Origin of the sequence: Pseudomonas sp. NPDC090208 (assembly GCF_044746785.1) — a bacterium.
In the GTDB taxonomy this organism is placed as follows: Bacteria; Pseudomonadota; Gammaproteobacteria; order Pseudomonadales; family Pseudomonadaceae; genus Aquipseudomonas.
In genome coordinates, this window is sequence record NZ_JBIVCU010000005.1 from 78,154 (window position 1) to 95,874 (window position 17,721).

Consider the following 17,721-nt stretch of genomic DNA (forward strand, 5'->3'; position numbering starts at 1 on the left):
ACGCTACCGCCGGCAAGCCAGACAGCTACTCCCACAGTTGCTTCAGCAACAATGCGTCACGCCGAAATCCGCTGCTGCCCTCCCTCCTCCCCCGGGCTTCGCTCGAAGTAGCGCTTGTACTCGCGGCTGAACTGCGACGTGCTCTGATACCCCACCTTGTGCGCCACCTGCGCCACGCCCATGCCCTCGCCGATCAGCATCTGCTGCGCCTTGAGCAGACGCAGGCGCTTGAGGTACTGCACCGGCGACAACAGGGTGCTGCGCTTGAAATGCTCATGGAAGGTCGAGGCGCTCATGTTGGCGCAACGGGCCAGTTCGTCGACGCTCAGCGCCTCGTTGAAGTGGTCGCGCAAGTAGTTCAGCGCCGAGGCGATGCGGGCGAAATGCCCCTGCTGCTCGACCAGTGCACGCAAGACGCCGGCCTGCGGACCACGCAACGCCGCATACAGCACCTCCCGCACCCGCGCCGGGCCCATCACCCGCGCATCCAAAGGATCGTGCAGACAACGCAGCAAACGCTCGACACTTTCGCGCATTGCCCTATCCAGCTCGGCGGAGCTCATCGATTCCGGCGTCTGCGCCTTCACCGAGGCGTCCGGCGCCAGCGCCATGGCCTGCACCAGCTCATTGAGCAACGCCCGGTCAATCGACACCGAAACGCCATACATCGGCTCCTGTGCGGTGGCAAAGGTCTCGCACATGAACGGCACCGACAGCGCCTGCACCAGATAATGGCCGGCGCCATACTCCAGCGTCCGCGAACCCAGGCGCGCCAGTTTGCTGCCCTGGGCCAGCACCACCAGGCTCGGTTCGTAGATCTGCGGACTGCTGGCAACGTAATAGCCCCAGGACATGACCTGCACACCCGCCACCGGCGTATCGAGAAAACCGGGGCGCGTGGCCAGTGGCTTGATCAGGGACACCAGCGCGGCGTTGGCATCGGAATGAAGAGTCAGTGACATGGTTTTACCGGACAGAGGATCAGACACTCGCATCATCGCAGAAATGCCGGACCAGGCATTCGATGCAGGGGCAACTTCGGAGGATTAGGCATGACATGGGTAGGAATGTTCATGGTCACGACCTGGCTCGCTGCGGAAAATGGCCCGCCTCAACCGTCATCGTTTTTGCGAGGTTCACCATGTACACCGCCATCGGCTATGCCGCTCAGTCCGCTACAGCTCCCCTCGCCCCCATGACCTTCAACCGTCGCAGCCCACGCCCTGACGACGTGGCTATCGAGATTCTCTACTGCGGCGTCTGCCACTCCGACATCCACCAGGCGCGCAACGAATGGGGCATCGCCGTGTACCCGCTGATGCCAGGCCACGAAATCGTCGGTCGGGTCACCGAAGTCGGCGCCAACGTCAGCAAACATAAGATCGGTGATCTGGTCGGTGTCGGCTGCATGGTCGACTCCTGCCGCCACTGTGAAGCCTGCGCGGCGGATCTGGAGCAATACTGCCTGGAAGGCCCGACCCTGACCTACGCCACCCCGGACCGCGTCGACGGCAGCAACACCATGGGCGGTTACTCCAGCAGCATCGTGGTCAGCGAGCACTTCGTGGTGCGCATCCCGGAAAAACTCGACCTGGCCTCTGCCGCGCCGATTCTCTGCGCTGGCATCACCACCTACTCGCCGCTCAAGCACTACGGCGTCAAGGCAGGCGACAAGGTCGGCGTGCTGGGCATGGGCGGCCTGGGCCACATGGGCATCAAGTTCGCCAAAGCCATGGGCGCCGAAGTCACCCTGTTCACCCGTTCCGCCAGCAAGGCTGAAGAAGCCCGCCGTCAGGGCGCCGATCACGTGATCGTGTCGACCGACGCCGAGCAGATGAAGGCCGCAGCCGGTCGTTTCGATTTCCTGCTGGACACCATTCCGGTGCAACACGACCTCAACCCGTACCTGGAGACCCTGCGTTTCGATGGCGTACATATTCTGGTCGGCCTGATCGAACCGATCGACCCGGCCGTGCATGCCGCCAATCTGGTGATGAAACGTCGAGTGCTGGCCGGTTCGCTGATCGGCGGTATTGCCGAAACCCAGGAAGTGCTGGATTTCTGCGCCGAGCACGACATCACCTGCGACATCGAGATGCTCGACATCAAAAACATCAACGAAGCCTACGAGCGCATGATTGCCGGTGACGTGAAGTACCGCTTCGTGATCGATATGGCCACGTTGAAGGTTTAACGCCGACCGACCTGCGTAATTCTTGTGGGACCGAATTTATTCGGGATGCGGTGGCTCAGCTGACAGATAGATGGCGGCTGTACCGGCCTCTCCCGAATGAGTTCGGTCCCACAGGGTTATGGGGCGCCAAGCAAAACGCAGCAGCGCGGTGAAATCGGTGGTTACCCACCCAACTCCGCCGACAGGCGTGCCGCCGTTTCCTTGATCACCGGCACCAGCTCGGCCATCTTTTCCAGCGGCATGTACGGCACCGTACTGGCGATGCTGATCCCGGCGACGATGTGTTTGCCGGCGTCACGAATCGGCGCCGCCACGCAGCGGATCGACGGTTCGTTGTCTTCCAGATCGAACGCGTAACCGCCCTGCACATACTCCAGCATGCGCGTACGCACCTGCTCCCAGGTCTGCTCCTGATGGGCCGGCCACAGGTGGGTGCGGGTCACTTCCGGCACGCTGATGTCATACAGCCGCCGCCATTCGCTTTCCGGGCTGTCCAGCAGCAGCGCCTTGCCGATACCGGTCCGCGCCAGCGGCATGCGATGCCCTACCCTGGAACGCATCTCCGGGCCGTTGCGCCCCGGATTCTTGTGCAGATACAGCACGTCGTCACCGTCGCGCACCGCCAGATGCACGGTGTCGCCGGTCAGCGCCGACAACTCGTCCAGATACGGCCGGGCCAGCATGGTCAGCGGCACTTCTTCACGCGCCTGAAAACCCAGCTCGATCAGTTTCGGACCCAACAGATAGCCCACCTGCGGCAGCACACGCAGGTAACGCTCCTCGACCAGACAACTGGCCAGCCGGTGCGTGGTGCTGCGCGTGGTGCCGATCAGCCGGGCAATCTCTTTGAGATCGCGGGCGCCACTGGCCACCGCCTGAACCACACCCAGCCCGCGCAGCAGCGTCTGCGTGCCAGTGGGGGCGGCCTCTTTGCCGGTCGCGCCTGCGGTGTCGGGAGAATCTTGCATATCGCGCCTTATCGAATCGGAAAGCTGGCGGCATTATCCCCGCCAGCCTTGTCGCCTGCCAGTCGTTACAGCTCGATGCGCTCGACCTTGCCCACCAGCAGGATGTAGGACAGCGCACCGAGCAGCGCCAGCACGGCAATGTAGGTGATGGCCGGGGCGAACGACTCACCGGAAGCGAGGAAGCCGATGACGATCGGCGTGGCAATGGCCGCCAGGTTGCCGATCAGGTTGAAGGTGCCACCGGTCAGGCCGAGCAGACGCGCCGGGGCCAGGGTCGACACCAGCGACCAGGTGATCGAAGCCAGACCGTTGCCGAAGAACGCCAGCGCCAGGAACGCGATCACCAGTGGCGTCGAATCGACGTAGTTGGCGCCGATGATCGAGGTGGAAATCAGCAGGCCGGAGATGATCGGCAGCTTGCGCGCAAAGCCGACGCTGTGGCCGCGGCGGATCAGCCAGTCGGAGAAGAAGCCCGAACACAGCACGCCGACGAAGGCCGCCAGAAACGGCAGCGAAGCCAGCAGACCGGACTTGATGAAGTCCATGCCGCGGTACTTCACCAGATAGGTCGGGAACCACGTCAGGAAGAACCACAAGGTCGAGTTCAGGCAGAACTGGCCGAGGTAGATGCCCCACAGTTTGCGCTTGCTCAGGACGATGCCGAGGTCGGCCCACTGGAAGCCGTTCTTGGCTTTCGCCGCATCGGTCTGGATATCCACCAGCCCGCCACCGGCCTTGATCAGGTCGATTTCGCCCTGATTGACGCCTTTGAAGTCACGCGGCTCGCGATACACCAGATACCAGATCACCGCCCACAACACACCGACACCGCCGGTGACGACGAACACCATGTGCCAGCCGAAACGGGTCTGCAGCCAGGCCAGTACCGGAGTCAGGAAGGCCAGGCCGACGAATTGGCCCGACGTATAGAAACCGACGGCGGTGGCCCGCTCTTTTTCCGGGAACCAGGCGGTCACCACCCGGCTGTTGATCGGATAGGCCGGCGCTTCCAGCGCGCCAACGGCCATGCGCAGCACGAACAGGCCAATGAAGCTGCCGACGAAGCCGAGCATGATGGTCGCCACGGACCACAACGCCAGGGCGACGGTGTACAGGACGCGTGGCGGCACGCGGTCGACCAACCAGCCACCGGGCAGTTGCATGGCGGCGTAGGTCCAGCCGAACGCAGAGAAGATCAGACCGGCATGCACCGGGTCGATGCCGAGCTCGCTGGTCAGGGCGGGCGCGGCGATGGACAGGTTGCTGCGGTCGAGGTAGTTGATTACCACCGTGATGAACAGCAGCACCATGATGAAAAAGCGTTTGCGTGACGGCGTGGCGGTGATCGCCTGCGCGTCCTGCAAGGTCTGTGTGCGCATGGGGAGAGTGCCTCTTTTTATGTTTATCTGAGGTCTGGAAATGCTGTATCGCTTTGCTGGAAGAGCTTGCTCGCGATCAGGCGGGTGTGATCACCACTCGGCGAAGCTGCCGTCGGCGTGGCGCCAGATCGGATTGCGCCAGCGGTGGCCGACGGCGGCGCGCTCCTTGACGTATTCTTCGTTGATCTCGATGCCCAGGCCCGGACCGTTCGGGATCTTCACCATGCCCTTGTCGTAGTCGAAGACGTTCGGGTTCTTGATGTAGTCGAGCAAGTCATTGCTCTCGTTGTAGTGAATGCCCAGGCTCTGCTCCTGAATGAACGCGTTGTAGCAGGCGGCGTCCAGTTGCAGGCAGGCGGCCAGGGCAATCGGGCCCAGCGGGCAATGCAGGGCCAGCGCGACGTCATAGGCTTCGGCCATGTTGGCGATCTTGCGGGTTTCGGTGATGCCGCCGGCGTGGGACGCATCCGGCTGGATGATGTCGACGTAACCTTCGCTGAGCACGCGCTTGAAGTCCCAGCGCGAGAACAGCCGCTCGCCCAGGGCAATCGGCGTGCTGGTCAGCGGCGCCAGCTCTTTCAGCGCTTCGTAGTTTTCGCTGAGCACCGGCTCTTCGATGAACATCAGCTTGTACGGGTCCAGCTCCTTCATCAGCACCTTGGCCATCGGCTTGTGCACGCGGCCGTGGAAGTCCACGCCGATGCCAACGTTCGGGCCGACCGCATCACGCACGGCGGCGACGTTGGCCAGGGCCAGGTCGACTTTCTCGAAGGTGTCGAGGAATTGCAGCTCTTCGGTGCCATTCATCTTCACCGCAGTGAAGCCACGGGAAACAGCCTCTTTCGCCGCACGGGCGGTGTCGGCCGGACGGTCGCCGCCGATCCACGAATAGACGCGGATCTTGTCACGCACCTGACCACCCAGCAGATCGCTGACCGACACGCCCAGCGCCTTGCCCTTGATGTCCCACAGCGCCTGGTCGATACCGGCCAGCGCACTCATGTGGATGGCGCCGCCGCGGTAGAAGCCGCCGCGATAGAGCACGGTCCAGATGTCTTCGATGTTGCGTGGGTCTTTGCCGATCAGGTAGTCGGACAATTCGTCGACGGCAGCCGCGACGGTATGCGCACGCCCTTCGACCACGGGTTCGCCCCAGCCGGTCACGCCTTCGTCGGTTTCGACTTTCAGGAAGCACCAGCGCGGCGGAACGATGAAGGTGGTGAGTTTGGTGATTTTCATCTCTTGTCTCTCTTGTTCAATGACGCGACAGGCGCGTGATTCACTGTTTATTCGCAGGGCGATGCTGATTCCAGGCGGCCACGTAAGCCTCGGCCCGCTCGGCCACGTCGGCGGCGCTCATGCCGGGCTTGAACAGGCCCGAACCCAGACCGAAACCGGACACACCGGCATCGAGGAACACTTTCATGTTGTCCGGGGTGATCCCGCCCACCGGCAGCAACACGGTGCCGGCCGGCAACACCGCCAGCCAGGCCTTGACCACCGCCGGGCCCATTTGCTCGGCCGGGAACATCTTCAACACGTCGGCACCGTTGGCCAGCGCAGCGAAAGCTTCGGTCGGCGTCGCCACACCCGGCGACAGGAACAGGCCCTGCTCCTTCGCGGCACGCAGCACCTGCGGATCGCTGTGGGGCATGACGATGACCTGCCCGCCCGCCTCCTTGACCTGACTGACCTGCTCGGGCGTCAGCACCGTGCCGGCACCGATCAGACAATCGGCGGGCAAACGCTCACGCAGCAAGCGGATGCTGTCGTACGGCTGCGGGGAGTTGAGCGGCACTTCGATGACGCGAAATCCGGCCTTGTACAGGACATCGCCGATGGCCGGGGCTTCTTCCGGGCGCAGGCCGCGCAGGATCGCGACCAGGCCGTTTTGTGCGAGGGCTTTCTTGAGCATTTCAGTTCTCTACGGAGAGGGGCCGGGCAGCGGCCGCCGAAAGGGAAGGAATCAGGCCGGCCTGCACGGCGACTTGCCACAGACCACGTTCGGTGGCCTGTTCGGCCAGCGTCACCTGCGGGAAACCGTTGGCCGCCAGCGCGCGCTGATAGCGTTCGAGCAAGGCGCCGCTGCCAATCAGGATCACCGCCGGCAAAGCCGGCTGCTCAGCACGCAACAGTGCGGCCAGGGCCACCACTTCGTGGCCGATCAACAGGCCGGACAGGTAATCGGGCTGCGCAGTGCCCGACAGTACGCCGGTCAGGCCCAGGGTGCGGCAACTGAAAATGGTCGACAGCGGGCCTGCGGCGCCGTCTGCCGACAGGGCGACGTTGACGCCACGGTCGAAGGCTTCGGCATCGAAGTGTTCGCTGCGCTGCATGGTGCGGCCGAGGATGGTGTGGCCGGCCAGTGCGGCGTAGACCTCGCCGGTCATGAAGGTGTCGAAATGTTCGATACGTCCGGCGACCGCCCTCACCCACTTCGAATGGCTGCCGGGCAGGCCGATCAGCAACGACGCGTTGGCTTCGGCGGCAGGCAATGAACTGAGAATGCCCAGCACCTGGGTTTCTTCGCCGCGCATGACATTGGGCAGTTCGGAGCGCTGCAGTACGCCAGGGATGATCTGTACGTCAACACCACGCACGCTGCGCACGCTGACTAGCGCCGAGCTGAGCGCGGCCACGCTGGCCGGGGTCTGCTGATAGACCGCCTCACACCAGCCCTGAGCGCTGCCGACCATGCCGCAGGCAATCACCGGCAGATGCGGTTCGGCGTCGAGCCAGTCACCGCAGGCTTCATCGAACGCCAGTTCGAATCCGTCGCTGACGAGCTGCCCGGCGATGGTCCGGGGTGTCGTCGGCAATTGCATGATGCCCGCGCTGAGCGAGCGGTGTTCCAGTACCCGGCCGTGTTCGCCGAGTCGATACGCGCGAAGGGATGTCGTCCCCCAGTCGAGCGCGATCAATTGCGCCTGCATGGCTTCACCTGATTGTTATTGATGAGTGAATGCGCGGCGAACTATAACCTTCTCGCTGGAAATATCTCAATATATAAATATCAATCCCATATTATGGGATTTTACGTTTTGCGACGAATACCGCTGCAAGACGTACGATCTCTGCGGCATACTCCGACACGTTCCGTAGCCAATCCCTACAGCTTCAGCCCACTCATCAGCCTTGCGCGTTGAAGGTGGTAACCTCCCCGCTCCCCCCGCATTTCCGTGCAGTTGCCGTCTCCCGGCATAGATAGCCATCTGCTAGCAACCTTCTACACTCATCTACAAAAGGACCCGTCAGATGAAGCGATTCCTTGTGCTCGACAGTTTTCGCGGGCTGTGTGCCGTGGCGCTGATCGTTCACCACTCCCATATCGAGCGCAGCATCACCGAGCTGGCGTTTTTCCGGAACGCCAGCCAGTTCGTGGGTTTTTTCTTCGCCTTGAGCGGGTTTCTGATTTACCGCCGCTATGTGGAACATCTGGCAACGCCGCGTCAGGTCGGCGAGTTCATGATCAGCCGCACCTGCCGGGTCGTGCCGCTGCATGTGTTGGTGTTGCTGTTTTTCATCGGCTTCGAATGCCTGAAGCTGGTGCTTGAGCGTTACGGCCTGTCGCTGAATTACCCGGCGTTCAGTGGCGACCGTGCACCGGGCGAAATCCTCCCCAATCTGTTGCTGATCCAGGCCTGGTGGCCGGGTTTCAATGCGCTGTCGTTCAACTACCCGTCGTGGTTCATCAGCGTCGAGTTTTACGTGTGGGTGCTGTTTGCGCTCATCTGTCTCGCTTTGCCGGGCCTGGCGCGCAAACTGTTCCTGTTGTTGTGCCTGCTGGCCTTTGTCGCGCTGTACAAGGATTTCAGTGCGATCCCGCGCAATGTGTTGTGGGGCGTGTCGTGCTTCTTCGCTGGCACCCTCGCCTATCGCCTGTATGTACGCCTGCATGATTCCCGGCCCGGCTTGCTGCTGGCGAGTGTGTTGGAGATCGGTGTTCTGGCGTTGATTTATTGGGTGATGACTGAGGGTGAGGCGCCGCTGACCGTAGAGTTGGGTGTGTTGTTCTCGGCGGCGATTCTGATCTTTGCCTACGAAGCCGGGGTGGTTTCGCAATTGCTGCGCCTGCGCGCGTTTCCATGGCTGGGCAGTTTGTGGTTGTCGATCTACATGACCCACGCGGCGGTGATTTTCGTACTGGTTACCGCGCTGACCGTTGCGGCCAAGTTCACTGGCATGTCGTTGTTGGTGGACAAGGCTGGCGAAACGGCGGGGACGGTGGTGCGTTATATGAGCACGGGCAGTGCGTTGAACGACAATCTGTTGTTGCTGCTGGTGGTGGTCGCGGTGGTGGTGATTTCCATGTTGGCGCACTGTTATGTCGAAGCGCCGGGCATTCGGTTTGGCAAGGACTGGAAGCATGGAACGTTGTTCCGGCGGCGCAAGGATGATGCGCCGGCGAAAAAGGCTTGAGCGCAAGCCTATTCCCTGTAGGAGCTGGCTTGCCCTGCGAGCGGCGAGGCACTCGTCGTAAAACCTGTGCACTCGGTTTGTCTGGCGGACTGCATGGTCTGCTAACGCAGCCCTGTTTCGCCTGGCGGCGAGTTACGCGGTCAAATGTAGGAGCTGGCTTGCCCTGCGACCGGCGACGCAGTCGTCGTAAATCCTGTGCACTCGGTTTGTCTGGTCTGACGCCTTAGCTGCTAACGCAGCCTGTTTCGCCTGACGGCGAGTTACTTGGAAAAGCCCCAAGTAACCAAGGGCTCTTATCCCCGCCATACGGCACCTCGCTAATGCTCGGTGTACCCGCACTCCGGCAATGCTCCGTGGGCACGCCGCGAATGGGCCATCCATGGCCCACGCGGCTCTCGCGACATCCTGTCGCTCAACCCACTCCACATCGCCTGCGTTCGGCCTGCTGGGACGGGGCCCCAAGATCAAAAACCGTAGCAGCACGGCTTACCGGCGGTTGCGATCTTGAGGACACCACCGCCGGCAAGCCGGACTGCTACAGAAAAGCAAAATGCAAAACCTGTGGGAGCGGGCTTGGTCTGGGCCGCATTCGGACGAAGACGTCTTTGAAATCGCTACCATCGGCAAGCCAGACTGCTACGGATCAGCGAATGCCGTTGCTTTTGATTCTGGCCGAAGGCCGTGGGAGGGAGCTCTGCTCGCGATGGCGTCAGCACTGACAACCTGCATCACCTGACCCGCCGCCATCGCGTGCAGAGCTCCTTCCCGCACAAGCAAACCTCAATGCGCTCCCCCATAAAAAACCGCCCCTAGTGAGGCGGTTTTTTGTTTGCGGCTTCAGCGTGAAATCAACGCTCCAGCAGGATCCGCAGCATGCGGCGCAGCGGCTCGGCGGCGCCCCACAGCAGTTGGTCGCCCACGGTGAAGGCGCCCAGGTATTGCGAACCCATGTTCAGTTTGCGCAGACGACCGACCGGGATGTTCAGCGTGCCGGTGACCGAGGTAGGGCTCAGTTCCTGGATGCTGGCTTCACGGTTGTTCGGCACCAGTTTCACCCATGGGTTGTGCTGGCTGATGATGCCTTCGATGTCGGCAATCGGTACGTCTTTGTTCAGCTTGATGGTCAGCGCCTGGCTGTGGCAGCGCATGGCGCCGATGCGCACGCAGATGCCGTCGACCGGGATCGGGCTCTTGAAGCGACCGAGAATCTTATTGGTCTCCGCCTGGCCTTTCCACTCTTCGCGGCTCTGGCCGTTCGGCAGTTCCTTGTCGATCCACGGGATCAGGCTGCCAGCCAGCGGTACGCCGAAGTTTTCGGTCGGGAAGCTGTCGCTGCGCATGGCTTCGGCGACTTTGCGGTCGATGTCCAGAATCGCGCTGGCCGGATTGGCCAGATCGTCGGCGACCGAGGCGTTGATGGTGCCCATCTGACGAATCAGTTCACGCATGTTCTGCGCACCGGCACCCGAGGCCGCCTGATAGGTCATGGCGTTCATCCACTCGACCAGACCGGCTTCGAACAGGCCGCCCAGGCCCATCAGCATCAGACTGACGGTGCAGTTGCCGCCGATGAAGTTCTTGGTGCCGGCGTCCAGTTGCTGGTCGATGACCTTGCGGTTGACCGGGTCGAGCACGATCACGGCGTCGTCGCTCATGCGCAGCGACGATGCAGCGTCGATCCAGTAACCCTGCCAGCCCGCTTCACGCAGCTTCGGGAACACCTCGTTGGTGTAGTCGCCGCCCTGGCAGGTCAGTACCACGTCCAGGGTCTTGAGCTCGTCGATGCTGTAGGCATCCTTCAGCGGCGCAATATCCTTGCCCACCGCCGGGCCTTCGCCACCGACGTTGGAGGTGGTGAAAAACACCGGCTCAATCAGATCGAAATCCTGCTCTTCCAGCATCCGCTGCATGAGCACGGAACCAACCATACCGCGCCAACCGACCAGACCTACACGTTTCATCGCAACTACACCTTCATCAAAAAAGTGGGGCCCCCTTCGCCAGAAATCTCAAGACGCCTCGTTTACGACGTCTTTTCACGCGATTCTTGCGCCAGTGGGCCCGAGATATTACAGATTGCGCAGCGCGGCGACTACGGCGTCACCCATTTCCTGCGTACCGACTTTGGCATTACCTTCGGACCAGATGTCGCCTGTGCGCAAGCCCTGATCCAGCACCAGGCTCACGGCCTTCTCGATGGCGTCCGCCGCAACGTGCTGATTGAAGCTGTAACGCAGCATCATCGACACCGACAGAATGGTCGCCAGCGGGTTGGCGATGCCTTTGCCGGCGATGTCCGGCGCCGAACCGTGGCAAGGCTCGTACATGCCCTTGTTGTTCGAATCCAGCGACGCCGACGGCAGCATGCCGATGGAACCGGTGAGCATCGACGCTTCGTCGGACAGGATGTCGCCGAACATGTTGTCGGTGACCATCACGTCGAATTGCTTCGGCGCGCGGACCAGTTGCATGGCCGCGTTGTCGACGTACATGTGGCTCAGCTCGACGTCCGGATAGTCCTTGGCGACCTGTTCGACCACTTCACGCCACAATTGGCTGGACGCCAGCACGTTGGCCTTGTCCACCGAGCACAGTTTCTTGCCACGCACGCGGGCCATGTCGAAACCGACGCGGGCAATGCGGCGGATCTCGCTCTCGCTGTACGGCAGGGTATCGTAAGACTGGCGCTCGCCGTTTTCCAGCTCGCGGGTACCGCGCGGCGCACCGAAGTAGATACCGCCGGTCAGCTCGCGAACGATGAGGATGTCCAGACCGGCAACGATCTCAGGCTTGAGGCTGGAAGCGTCGGCCAGTTGCGGGTAGAGGATCGCCGGACGCAGGTTGGCGAACAGGCCCAGTTGCGAACGGATCTTCAGCAGACCGCGCTCCGGGCGGATGTCGCGCTCGATGGCGTCCCATTTCGGGCCACCCACCGCACCGAGCAGCACGGCGTCAGCAGCGCGGGCGCGCTCCAGGGTTTCGTCGGCCAGCGGCACGCCGTGCTTGTCGATGGCGGCGCCGCCGATGACGTCGTGGCTCAGCTCGAAGCCCAGTTGAAACTTGTCGTTGGCCAGTTCCAGCACCTTAACCGCTTCGGCCATGATCTCCGGACCAATACCGTCACCCGGGAGAATCAGAATCTGCTTGCTCATAACATCCTCGTTTCAATATAGGCATCGGCGCTTCTGGAGCGCCGATCAGAAAACAAAGTATCCCGACTGTAGGAGCCGGCTTGCTGGCGAACGGTTGCCAGACTGACCTGTGGGAGCGAATTCATTCGCGATTGGCTGGTACATCCGACAGATGTCTTCAATATTCACCACCGCATCGCGAATAAATTCGCTCCCACAGATCGCCAGCAAGCCGGCTCCTACAGGTTGTGCATCAATCAAGCGTCACGAAAAAGCCAAGGCTGGGTCGCGCGGTGCTTGCTTTCGAACGCTGCGATCGCATCGCCGTCCACCAGGGTCAGGCCGATGTCGTCCAGGCCGTTGAGCAGGCAGTGCTTGCGGAAGGCGTCGATTTCAAAGCTGTAGACCTTGCCGTCTTCGCGGGTCACGGTCTGCGCCTGCAGATCGATCTTCAACTGGTAGCCAGGGTTGGCTTCCACCACCTTGAACAGCTCGTCCACTTCGCTTTCGCTGAGGATGATCGGCAGCAGGCCGTTCTTGAAGCTGTTGTTGAAGAAGATGTCGGCGTAGCTCGGCGCGATGATGCTGCGGAAACCGTACTCTTCCAGCGCCCATGGCGCGTGTTCGCGGCTGGAACCGCAGCCGAAGTTCTCACGGGCCAGCAGCACGCTGGCGCCCTGATAACGCTCGTGGTTGAGGACGAACTCGGTGTTCAGCGGACGCTTGGAGTTGTCCTGATACGGCTGACCCACATCCAGGTAACGCCACTCGTCGAACAGGTTCGGACCGAAACCGGTGCGGCGGATCGACTTCAGAAATTGCTTGGGAATGATCTGGTCGGTGTCGACGTTGGCACGATCCAGCGGTGCAACCAGGCCAGTGTGTTGGGTAAAGGCTTTCATGCTGGGCTCCTTATTGCTGGCTCATGCTGCGAACGTCGACGAAACGGCCGTTGACTGCCGCTGCTGCGGCCATCGCCGGGCTGACCAGGTGGGTACGGCCACCGGCACCCTGACGTCCTTCGAAGTTGCGGTTGGAGGTGGACGCGCAATGCTCGCCACTTTCCAGGCGGTCCGGGTTCATCGCCAGACACATGGAGCAACCTGGCTCGCGCCATTCGAAACCGGCCTCGATGAAGATCTTGTCCAGGCCTTCCTTCTCGGCCTGTTCCTTGACCAGACCCGAGCCCGGCACAACGATGGCCTGCTTGATGGTCGAAGCCACCTTGCGGCCCTTGGCGATGTCCGCCGCAGCACGCAGGTCTTCGATCCGCGAGTTGGTGCAGGAACCGATGAACACGCGATCAAGCTGAATGTCAGTGATCGCCTGATTGGCCTTCAGGCCCATGTATTTCAAGGCGCGCTCGATGGAACCGCGCTTGACCAGATCGGCTTCCTGAGCCGGGTCCGGCACGTTCTGATCCACAGCCAGAACCATTTCCGGCGAAGTGCCCCAGCTGACTTGCGGCTTGATCTGGGTAGCGTCGAGCTCGACCACGGTGTCGAACACCGCATCGGCGTCGGAAACCAGGTCTTTCCAGGCTTCCACAGCCAGATCCCACTGCTCGCCTTTTGGCGAGAACGGACGGCCCTTGACGTACTCGACGGTCTTCTCGTCGGTCGCCACCAGACCAACGCGCGCACCGGCTTCGATAGACATGTTGCAGATGGTCATGCGGCCTTCGACGGACAGGTCGCGAATGGCGCTGCCGGCGAACTCGATGGCGTGGCCGTTACCGCCGGCGGTGCCGATCTTGCCGATGATCGCCAGGACGATGTCCTTGGCGGTCACGCCGAACGGCAGTTTGCCTTCGACCTTCACCAGCATGTTTTTCATTTTCTTGGCGACCAGGCACTGAGTGGCAAGCACGTGCTCGACCTCGGAGGTACCGATACCGTGGGCCAGCGCACCGAAAGCGCCGTGGGTCGACGTGTGCGAGTCGCCGCAGACCACGGTCATGCCCGGCAAGGTGGCGCCCTGCTCCGGGCCGATGACGTGAACGATGCCCTGACGGGTGTCGTTCATCTTGAATTCGGTGATGCCGTACTCGTCGCAGTTGTCGTCCAGAGTCTGAACCTGCAGACGCGACACCTGGTCGGCGATGGCCTCGATACCGCCCTTGCGCTCAGGGGTGGTCGGCACGTTGTGATCCGGCGTGGCGATGTTGGCGTCGATGCGCCATGGCTTGCGACCGGCCAGACGCAGGCCTTCGAACGCTTGCGGCGAAGTCACTTCGTGGATGATGTGGCGGTCAATGTAGATCAGCGCCGAGCCATCGTCGCGCTGCTTGACCAAATGCGAATCCCAGAGCTTGTCGTAGAGCGTTTTGCCAGCCATCAGACGGTTTCCTCATCAGCTTGTTTCTATGCCCCGGTCCGCGCCATCGCTGTGGCGTCGAATAACCCTCGGCTTGTGGGGGGAATGCTATGGAATATGCTTAAATAACTCAAATTCATATTTTTTATGCTTTGGATAACCAACAGGAATTCGAGATGGACCTGGCCAACCTCAACGCCTTTATCGCCATCGCCGAGACCGGCAGTTTCTCTGCGGCGGGCGAACGGCTGCACCTGACCCAGCCAGCGATCAGCAAACGCATTGCCGGCCTTGAGCAACAACTCAATGTACGCCTGTTCGACCGGCTTGGGCGGGAAGTCAGCCTGACGGAAGCCGGGCGCGCGCTGTTGCCGCGCGCTTATCAGATCCTCAACGTGCTGGACGACACCCGGCGGGCGCTGACCAACCTGACCGGCGAAGTCAGCGGCCGGCTGACTCTGGCGACCAGCCATCACATCGGCCTGCACCGTTTGCCTTCCTTATTAAGGACGTTTACCCGCACCTATCCGGATGTCGCGCTGGATATTCAGTTCCTCGATTCGGAAGTGGCCTACGAAGAGATTCTCCATGGACGCGCGGAGCTGGCGGTCATTACCCTGGCGCCGGAGCCCCATACGCTGGTCAAGGCCGTGCCGGTGTGGGATGACCCGCTGGATTTCGTCGCGGCACCCGAGCATCCGCTGGCCAGCCGCGACAGCGTGACCCTGGCCGACATTGCCGCTTATCCGGCCGTGTTTCCTGGCGGCAACACCTTCACCCACCATATCGTCAGCGGCCTGTGCGAAGCCCAGGGGCTGAAGCCGAATATCGCCATGAGCACCAACTACATGGAAACCATCAAGATGATGGTGTCCATCGGCCTGGCCTGGAGCGTGTTGCCCCGCACCATGCTCGACGAGCAGGTCATGCGGATTCCTTTGCCGGGCATACAGCTACGTCGCCAGCTAGGCTACATTGTTCACACGGAACGCACGCTATCGAACGCCGCCCGGGCGTTCATGGCGTTGCTCGATGCCCAGGCGAGGATTGCCTGAGCGGGTGCTGCAGACTGATCGACCTACTGGCTGTATTTCCCAAAGGCTCGTGATCATATGTCCACATTCGCAGATCGCCCGACCCTGCAATTGACGGGGCTGGCGTTGACAGCCAAGGAATCCGAGCAGCATTTCGCGGCGCTGTACAACCTCAGCCCCAATGTGGTGCTGCTGACGCGCTTCGATGACGGCCTGATCTACAACGCCAATCGCCACTTCGAAACCACGTTCGGCTGGGCGATGGAAGACTGCATGGGCCGCACCACCCTGGACATCGGCCTGTGGGTCGACCCGCAGCAACGCCAGTTGGCCCTGGTGCGCACATCCGCCTCGAAAGAGCCGGCCAGCCTGGAAAGCCGCTGGCGCGGGCGCGACGGACACATCCGCGACGGCATGCTCTACACCCAGCGGATCGAACTCAGCGATGGCCTGTACCTGCTCAGCACCTTTATCGACACCACCGAACAGAAACGCGCCGAACAGGCGCTGAAGGCCAGCGAGGAAAAGTTCGCCAAGGCTTTCCACTCCAGCCCCGACGCCATTCTGATCACCGAACAGGCCACCGGCCGCTACGTGGAGGTCAATGACGGCTTCTGCCGCCTGACCGGCTACAGCAACACCGAGGTGATCGGCCACACCGTGTTCGAACTGGCGATCCTCGCCGACATCACCCAGCGCACCCGGCTGATCCAGGAAATCGAAGACCACGGCAAGGTTCGCCACCGTGAACTGCTGGGGCGCAACAAAAACGGCGACATTCTGACCATGGACGTGTCCATCGACCCGATCATGCTCGATGGCCGCCCGTGCCTGTTGATCACCGCCCGCGACATCAGCGAACTGAAAGACGCTCAGGCGCAGATCCAGCATCTGGCCTATCACGACCCGCTGACCAACCTGCCCAACCGCGCCTTGCTGATGGACCGCCTGAGCCAGCAGATCGCCCTGCTCAAGCGCCACAAGCTGCGCGGTGCGCTGCTGTTTCTCGACCTCGATCACTTCAAGCACATCAACGACTCGCTGGGCCACCCGGTCGGTGACAGCGTGCTGAAAATCATCACCGCGCGTCTGGAGGCCAGCGTGCGCCTGGAAGATACCGTGGCGCGTCTGGGCGGCGACGAGTTCGTGGTGCTGATCAGCGGGCTGGAAGGCTCGCGCGAACAGGTGATCGACGAAGTGCGCACGCTGGCCGATACCCTGCGCGACCTGCTCGCCGAACCGATGTTTCTCGACGGCCATCGCCTGCAGGTGACGCCGAGCATCGGCGTGGCGCTGATTCCCGACCACGGCTCGACCCCGGCCGACTTGCTCAAGCGTGCCGATATTGCCCTGTACCGGGCCAAGGATTCCGGGCGCAACGTCACCCAGATGTTCCACAACAGCATGCAGAAGGCCGCCAGCGAGCGTCTGCGCATGGAAAACGACTTGCGCCAGGCCCAGCCCCGTGGCGAATTCAGCCTCAGCTATCAGCCGCAGGTGGACAGTCGCGGCAACCGCATCGTTGGCGCCGAGGCGCTGCTGCGCTGGCGACATCCGACCCTGGGCAATCTGCCGCCCAACCAGTTCATCCGGGTCATGGAAGAAAGCGGCATGATTCTCGAAGTGGGCAACTGGATTCTCGACCAGGCCTGCCAGACCGGTTATCGCCTGCTGCACAAGGGCCTGATCGGGCCGGGGTTCAGCCTGTGCGTGAACATCAGCCCGCGGCAATTCCGCCAGGTCGATTTCGTCGAACGGGTGGAGCGTTGCCTGCGCACTTACGAACTGCCCGACGGCATGCTCAAGCTGGAAATCACCGAAGGCATCGTGATTCAGAACGTGGAAGACACCATTGCCAAGATGCTGCAACTCAAACAGCTGGGCATCAGCTTCGCCATGGATGACTTCGGCACCGGTTATTCGTCACTGACCTACCTCAAGCGCCTGCCGGTGGACGCGCTGAAGATCGATCAGTCCTTCGTCCGCGACGCCACCATCGACCCCAACGACGCCGAAATCGTCCGCGCCATCGTCGCCATGGCCGCCAGTCTCAACCTGACCATCATTGCCGAAGGCGTGGAACAGCAGGACCAGCTGGATTTCCTGACCCAGCTCGATTGCCACCTGTATCAGGGCTATCTGTTCAGCGAACCATTGAGCGTGCCGGCGTTTGAAGAGTTGTTGCTGGCGCGGCGGCAGATTTAGACAACGGGCAATCACGCCGGTCCGAGCCATCACACTGTCCATTGTGGGAGGGAGCTCTGCTCGCGAAGACAGTGT

General features: G+C 61.9%; 13 protein-coding genes and 1 pseudogene. 4 read left to right on the top strand and 10 right to left on the bottom strand.

What is annotated here, in order from left to right; genetic code table 11:
* Nucleotides 1–56: 56 nt before the first annotated feature.
* The gene (locus ACIPL0_RS10760) at nt 57–962 is read right to left on the bottom strand and encodes an AraC family transcriptional regulator N-terminal domain-containing protein (protein ID WP_400596625.1); all 906 of its coding nucleotides are present in this window, start codon (nt 960–962) and stop codon (nt 57–59) included.
* 179 nt (nt 963–1,141) lie between these two features.
* Between ACIPL0_RS10760 and ACIPL0_RS10765 the strand changes: the two genes are divergently transcribed.
* Nucleotides 1,142–2,194, top strand: coding sequence for an NAD(P)-dependent alcohol dehydrogenase (locus tag ACIPL0_RS10765; protein WP_400596626.1), 1,053 nt, complete (start codon nt 1,142–1,144; stop codon nt 2,192–2,194).
* A 161-nt stretch (nt 2,195–2,355) separates the two neighbouring features.
* Here the strand turns inward: ACIPL0_RS10765 and ACIPL0_RS10770 are convergent, their stop codons facing one another.
* The 5 genes from ACIPL0_RS10770 to ACIPL0_RS10790 form a co-directional block, all read right to left on the bottom strand.
* Entirely contained in the window at nt 2,356–3,162 is an 807-nt protein-coding gene (locus tag ACIPL0_RS10770; RefSeq protein WP_400596627.1) for an IclR family transcriptional regulator, read from the bottom strand.
* A 65-nt stretch (nt 3,163–3,227) separates the two neighbouring features.
* A complete protein-coding gene (locus ACIPL0_RS10775; RefSeq protein ID WP_400596628.1) occupies nt 3,228–4,541 on the bottom strand; it encodes an MFS transporter in 1,314 nt (437 codons plus the stop codon).
* Between the two features lie 90 nt (nt 4,542–4,631).
* Nucleotides 4,632–5,780: a galactonate dehydratase gene (dgoD, locus tag ACIPL0_RS10780; RefSeq protein WP_400596629.1), complete on the bottom strand. Its 1,149-nt coding sequence runs from the start codon at nt 5,778–5,780 to the stop codon at nt 4,632–4,634.
* Between the two features lie 40 nt (nt 5,781–5,820).
* Entirely contained in the window at nt 5,821–6,456 is a 636-nt protein-coding gene (locus ACIPL0_RS10785) for a 2-dehydro-3-deoxy-6-phosphogalactonate aldolase (protein WP_400596630.1), read from the bottom strand.
* A 1-nt stretch (nt 6,457) separates the two neighbouring features.
* The gene (locus ACIPL0_RS10790; RefSeq protein WP_400596631.1) at nt 6,458–7,474 is read right to left on the bottom strand and encodes a 2-dehydro-3-deoxygalactonokinase; all 1,017 of its coding nucleotides are present in this window, start codon (nt 7,472–7,474) and stop codon (nt 6,458–6,460) included.
* A 322-nt stretch (nt 7,475–7,796) separates the two neighbouring features.
* Between ACIPL0_RS10790 and ACIPL0_RS10795 the strand changes: the two genes are divergently transcribed.
* Nucleotides 7,797–8,960, top strand: a complete 1,164-nt coding sequence (locus ACIPL0_RS10795; protein ID WP_400596632.1) for an acyltransferase family protein — start codon at nt 7,797–7,799, stop codon at nt 8,958–8,960.
* Nucleotides 8,961–9,808: 848 nt separating this feature from the next.
* On the opposite strand, the gene asd is transcribed toward ACIPL0_RS10795, so the two are convergent.
* The 4 genes from asd to leuC all read right to left on the bottom strand — a co-directional run bounded on the left by asd (nt 9,809) and on the right by leuC (nt 14,428).
* Nucleotides 9,809–10,921, bottom strand: coding sequence for an aspartate-semialdehyde dehydrogenase (asd, locus tag ACIPL0_RS10800; protein ID WP_400596634.1), 1,113 nt, complete (start codon nt 10,919–10,921; stop codon nt 9,809–9,811).
* Between the two features lie 108 nt (nt 10,922–11,029).
* A complete protein-coding gene (leuB, locus tag ACIPL0_RS10805; RefSeq protein WP_400596635.1) occupies nt 11,030–12,112 on the bottom strand; it encodes a 3-isopropylmalate dehydrogenase in 1,083 nt (360 codons plus the stop codon).
* Nucleotides 12,113–12,348: 236 nt separating this feature from the next.
* On the bottom strand, nt 12,349–12,993 hold the full coding sequence (gene leuD / locus ACIPL0_RS10810) for a 3-isopropylmalate dehydratase small subunit (RefSeq protein ID WP_400596636.1): 645 nt from the start codon (nt 12,991–12,993) through the stop codon (nt 12,349–12,351).
* A 10-nt stretch (nt 12,994–13,003) separates the two neighbouring features.
* Nucleotides 13,004–14,428 carry a 3-isopropylmalate dehydratase large subunit gene (gene leuC, locus ACIPL0_RS10815; RefSeq protein WP_400596637.1) on the bottom strand — a complete coding sequence of 475 codons (1,425 nt, stop codon included), beginning with the start codon at nt 14,426–14,428 and terminating at the stop codon, nt 13,004–13,006.
* Between the two features lie 155 nt (nt 14,429–14,583).
* Here leuC and ACIPL0_RS10820 point away from each other — a divergent pair, with 155 nt between their 5' ends.
* A complete protein-coding gene (locus tag ACIPL0_RS10820) occupies nt 14,584–15,462 on the top strand; it encodes a LysR family transcriptional regulator (RefSeq protein WP_400596638.1) in 879 nt (292 codons plus the stop codon).
* A gap of 105 nt (nt 15,463–15,567) precedes the next feature.
* Nucleotides 15,568–17,646: pseudogene (locus ACIPL0_RS10825) on the top strand (putative bifunctional diguanylate cyclase/phosphodiesterase); the annotation flags it as partial.
* Between the last annotated feature and the right edge of the window lie 75 nt (nt 17,647–17,721).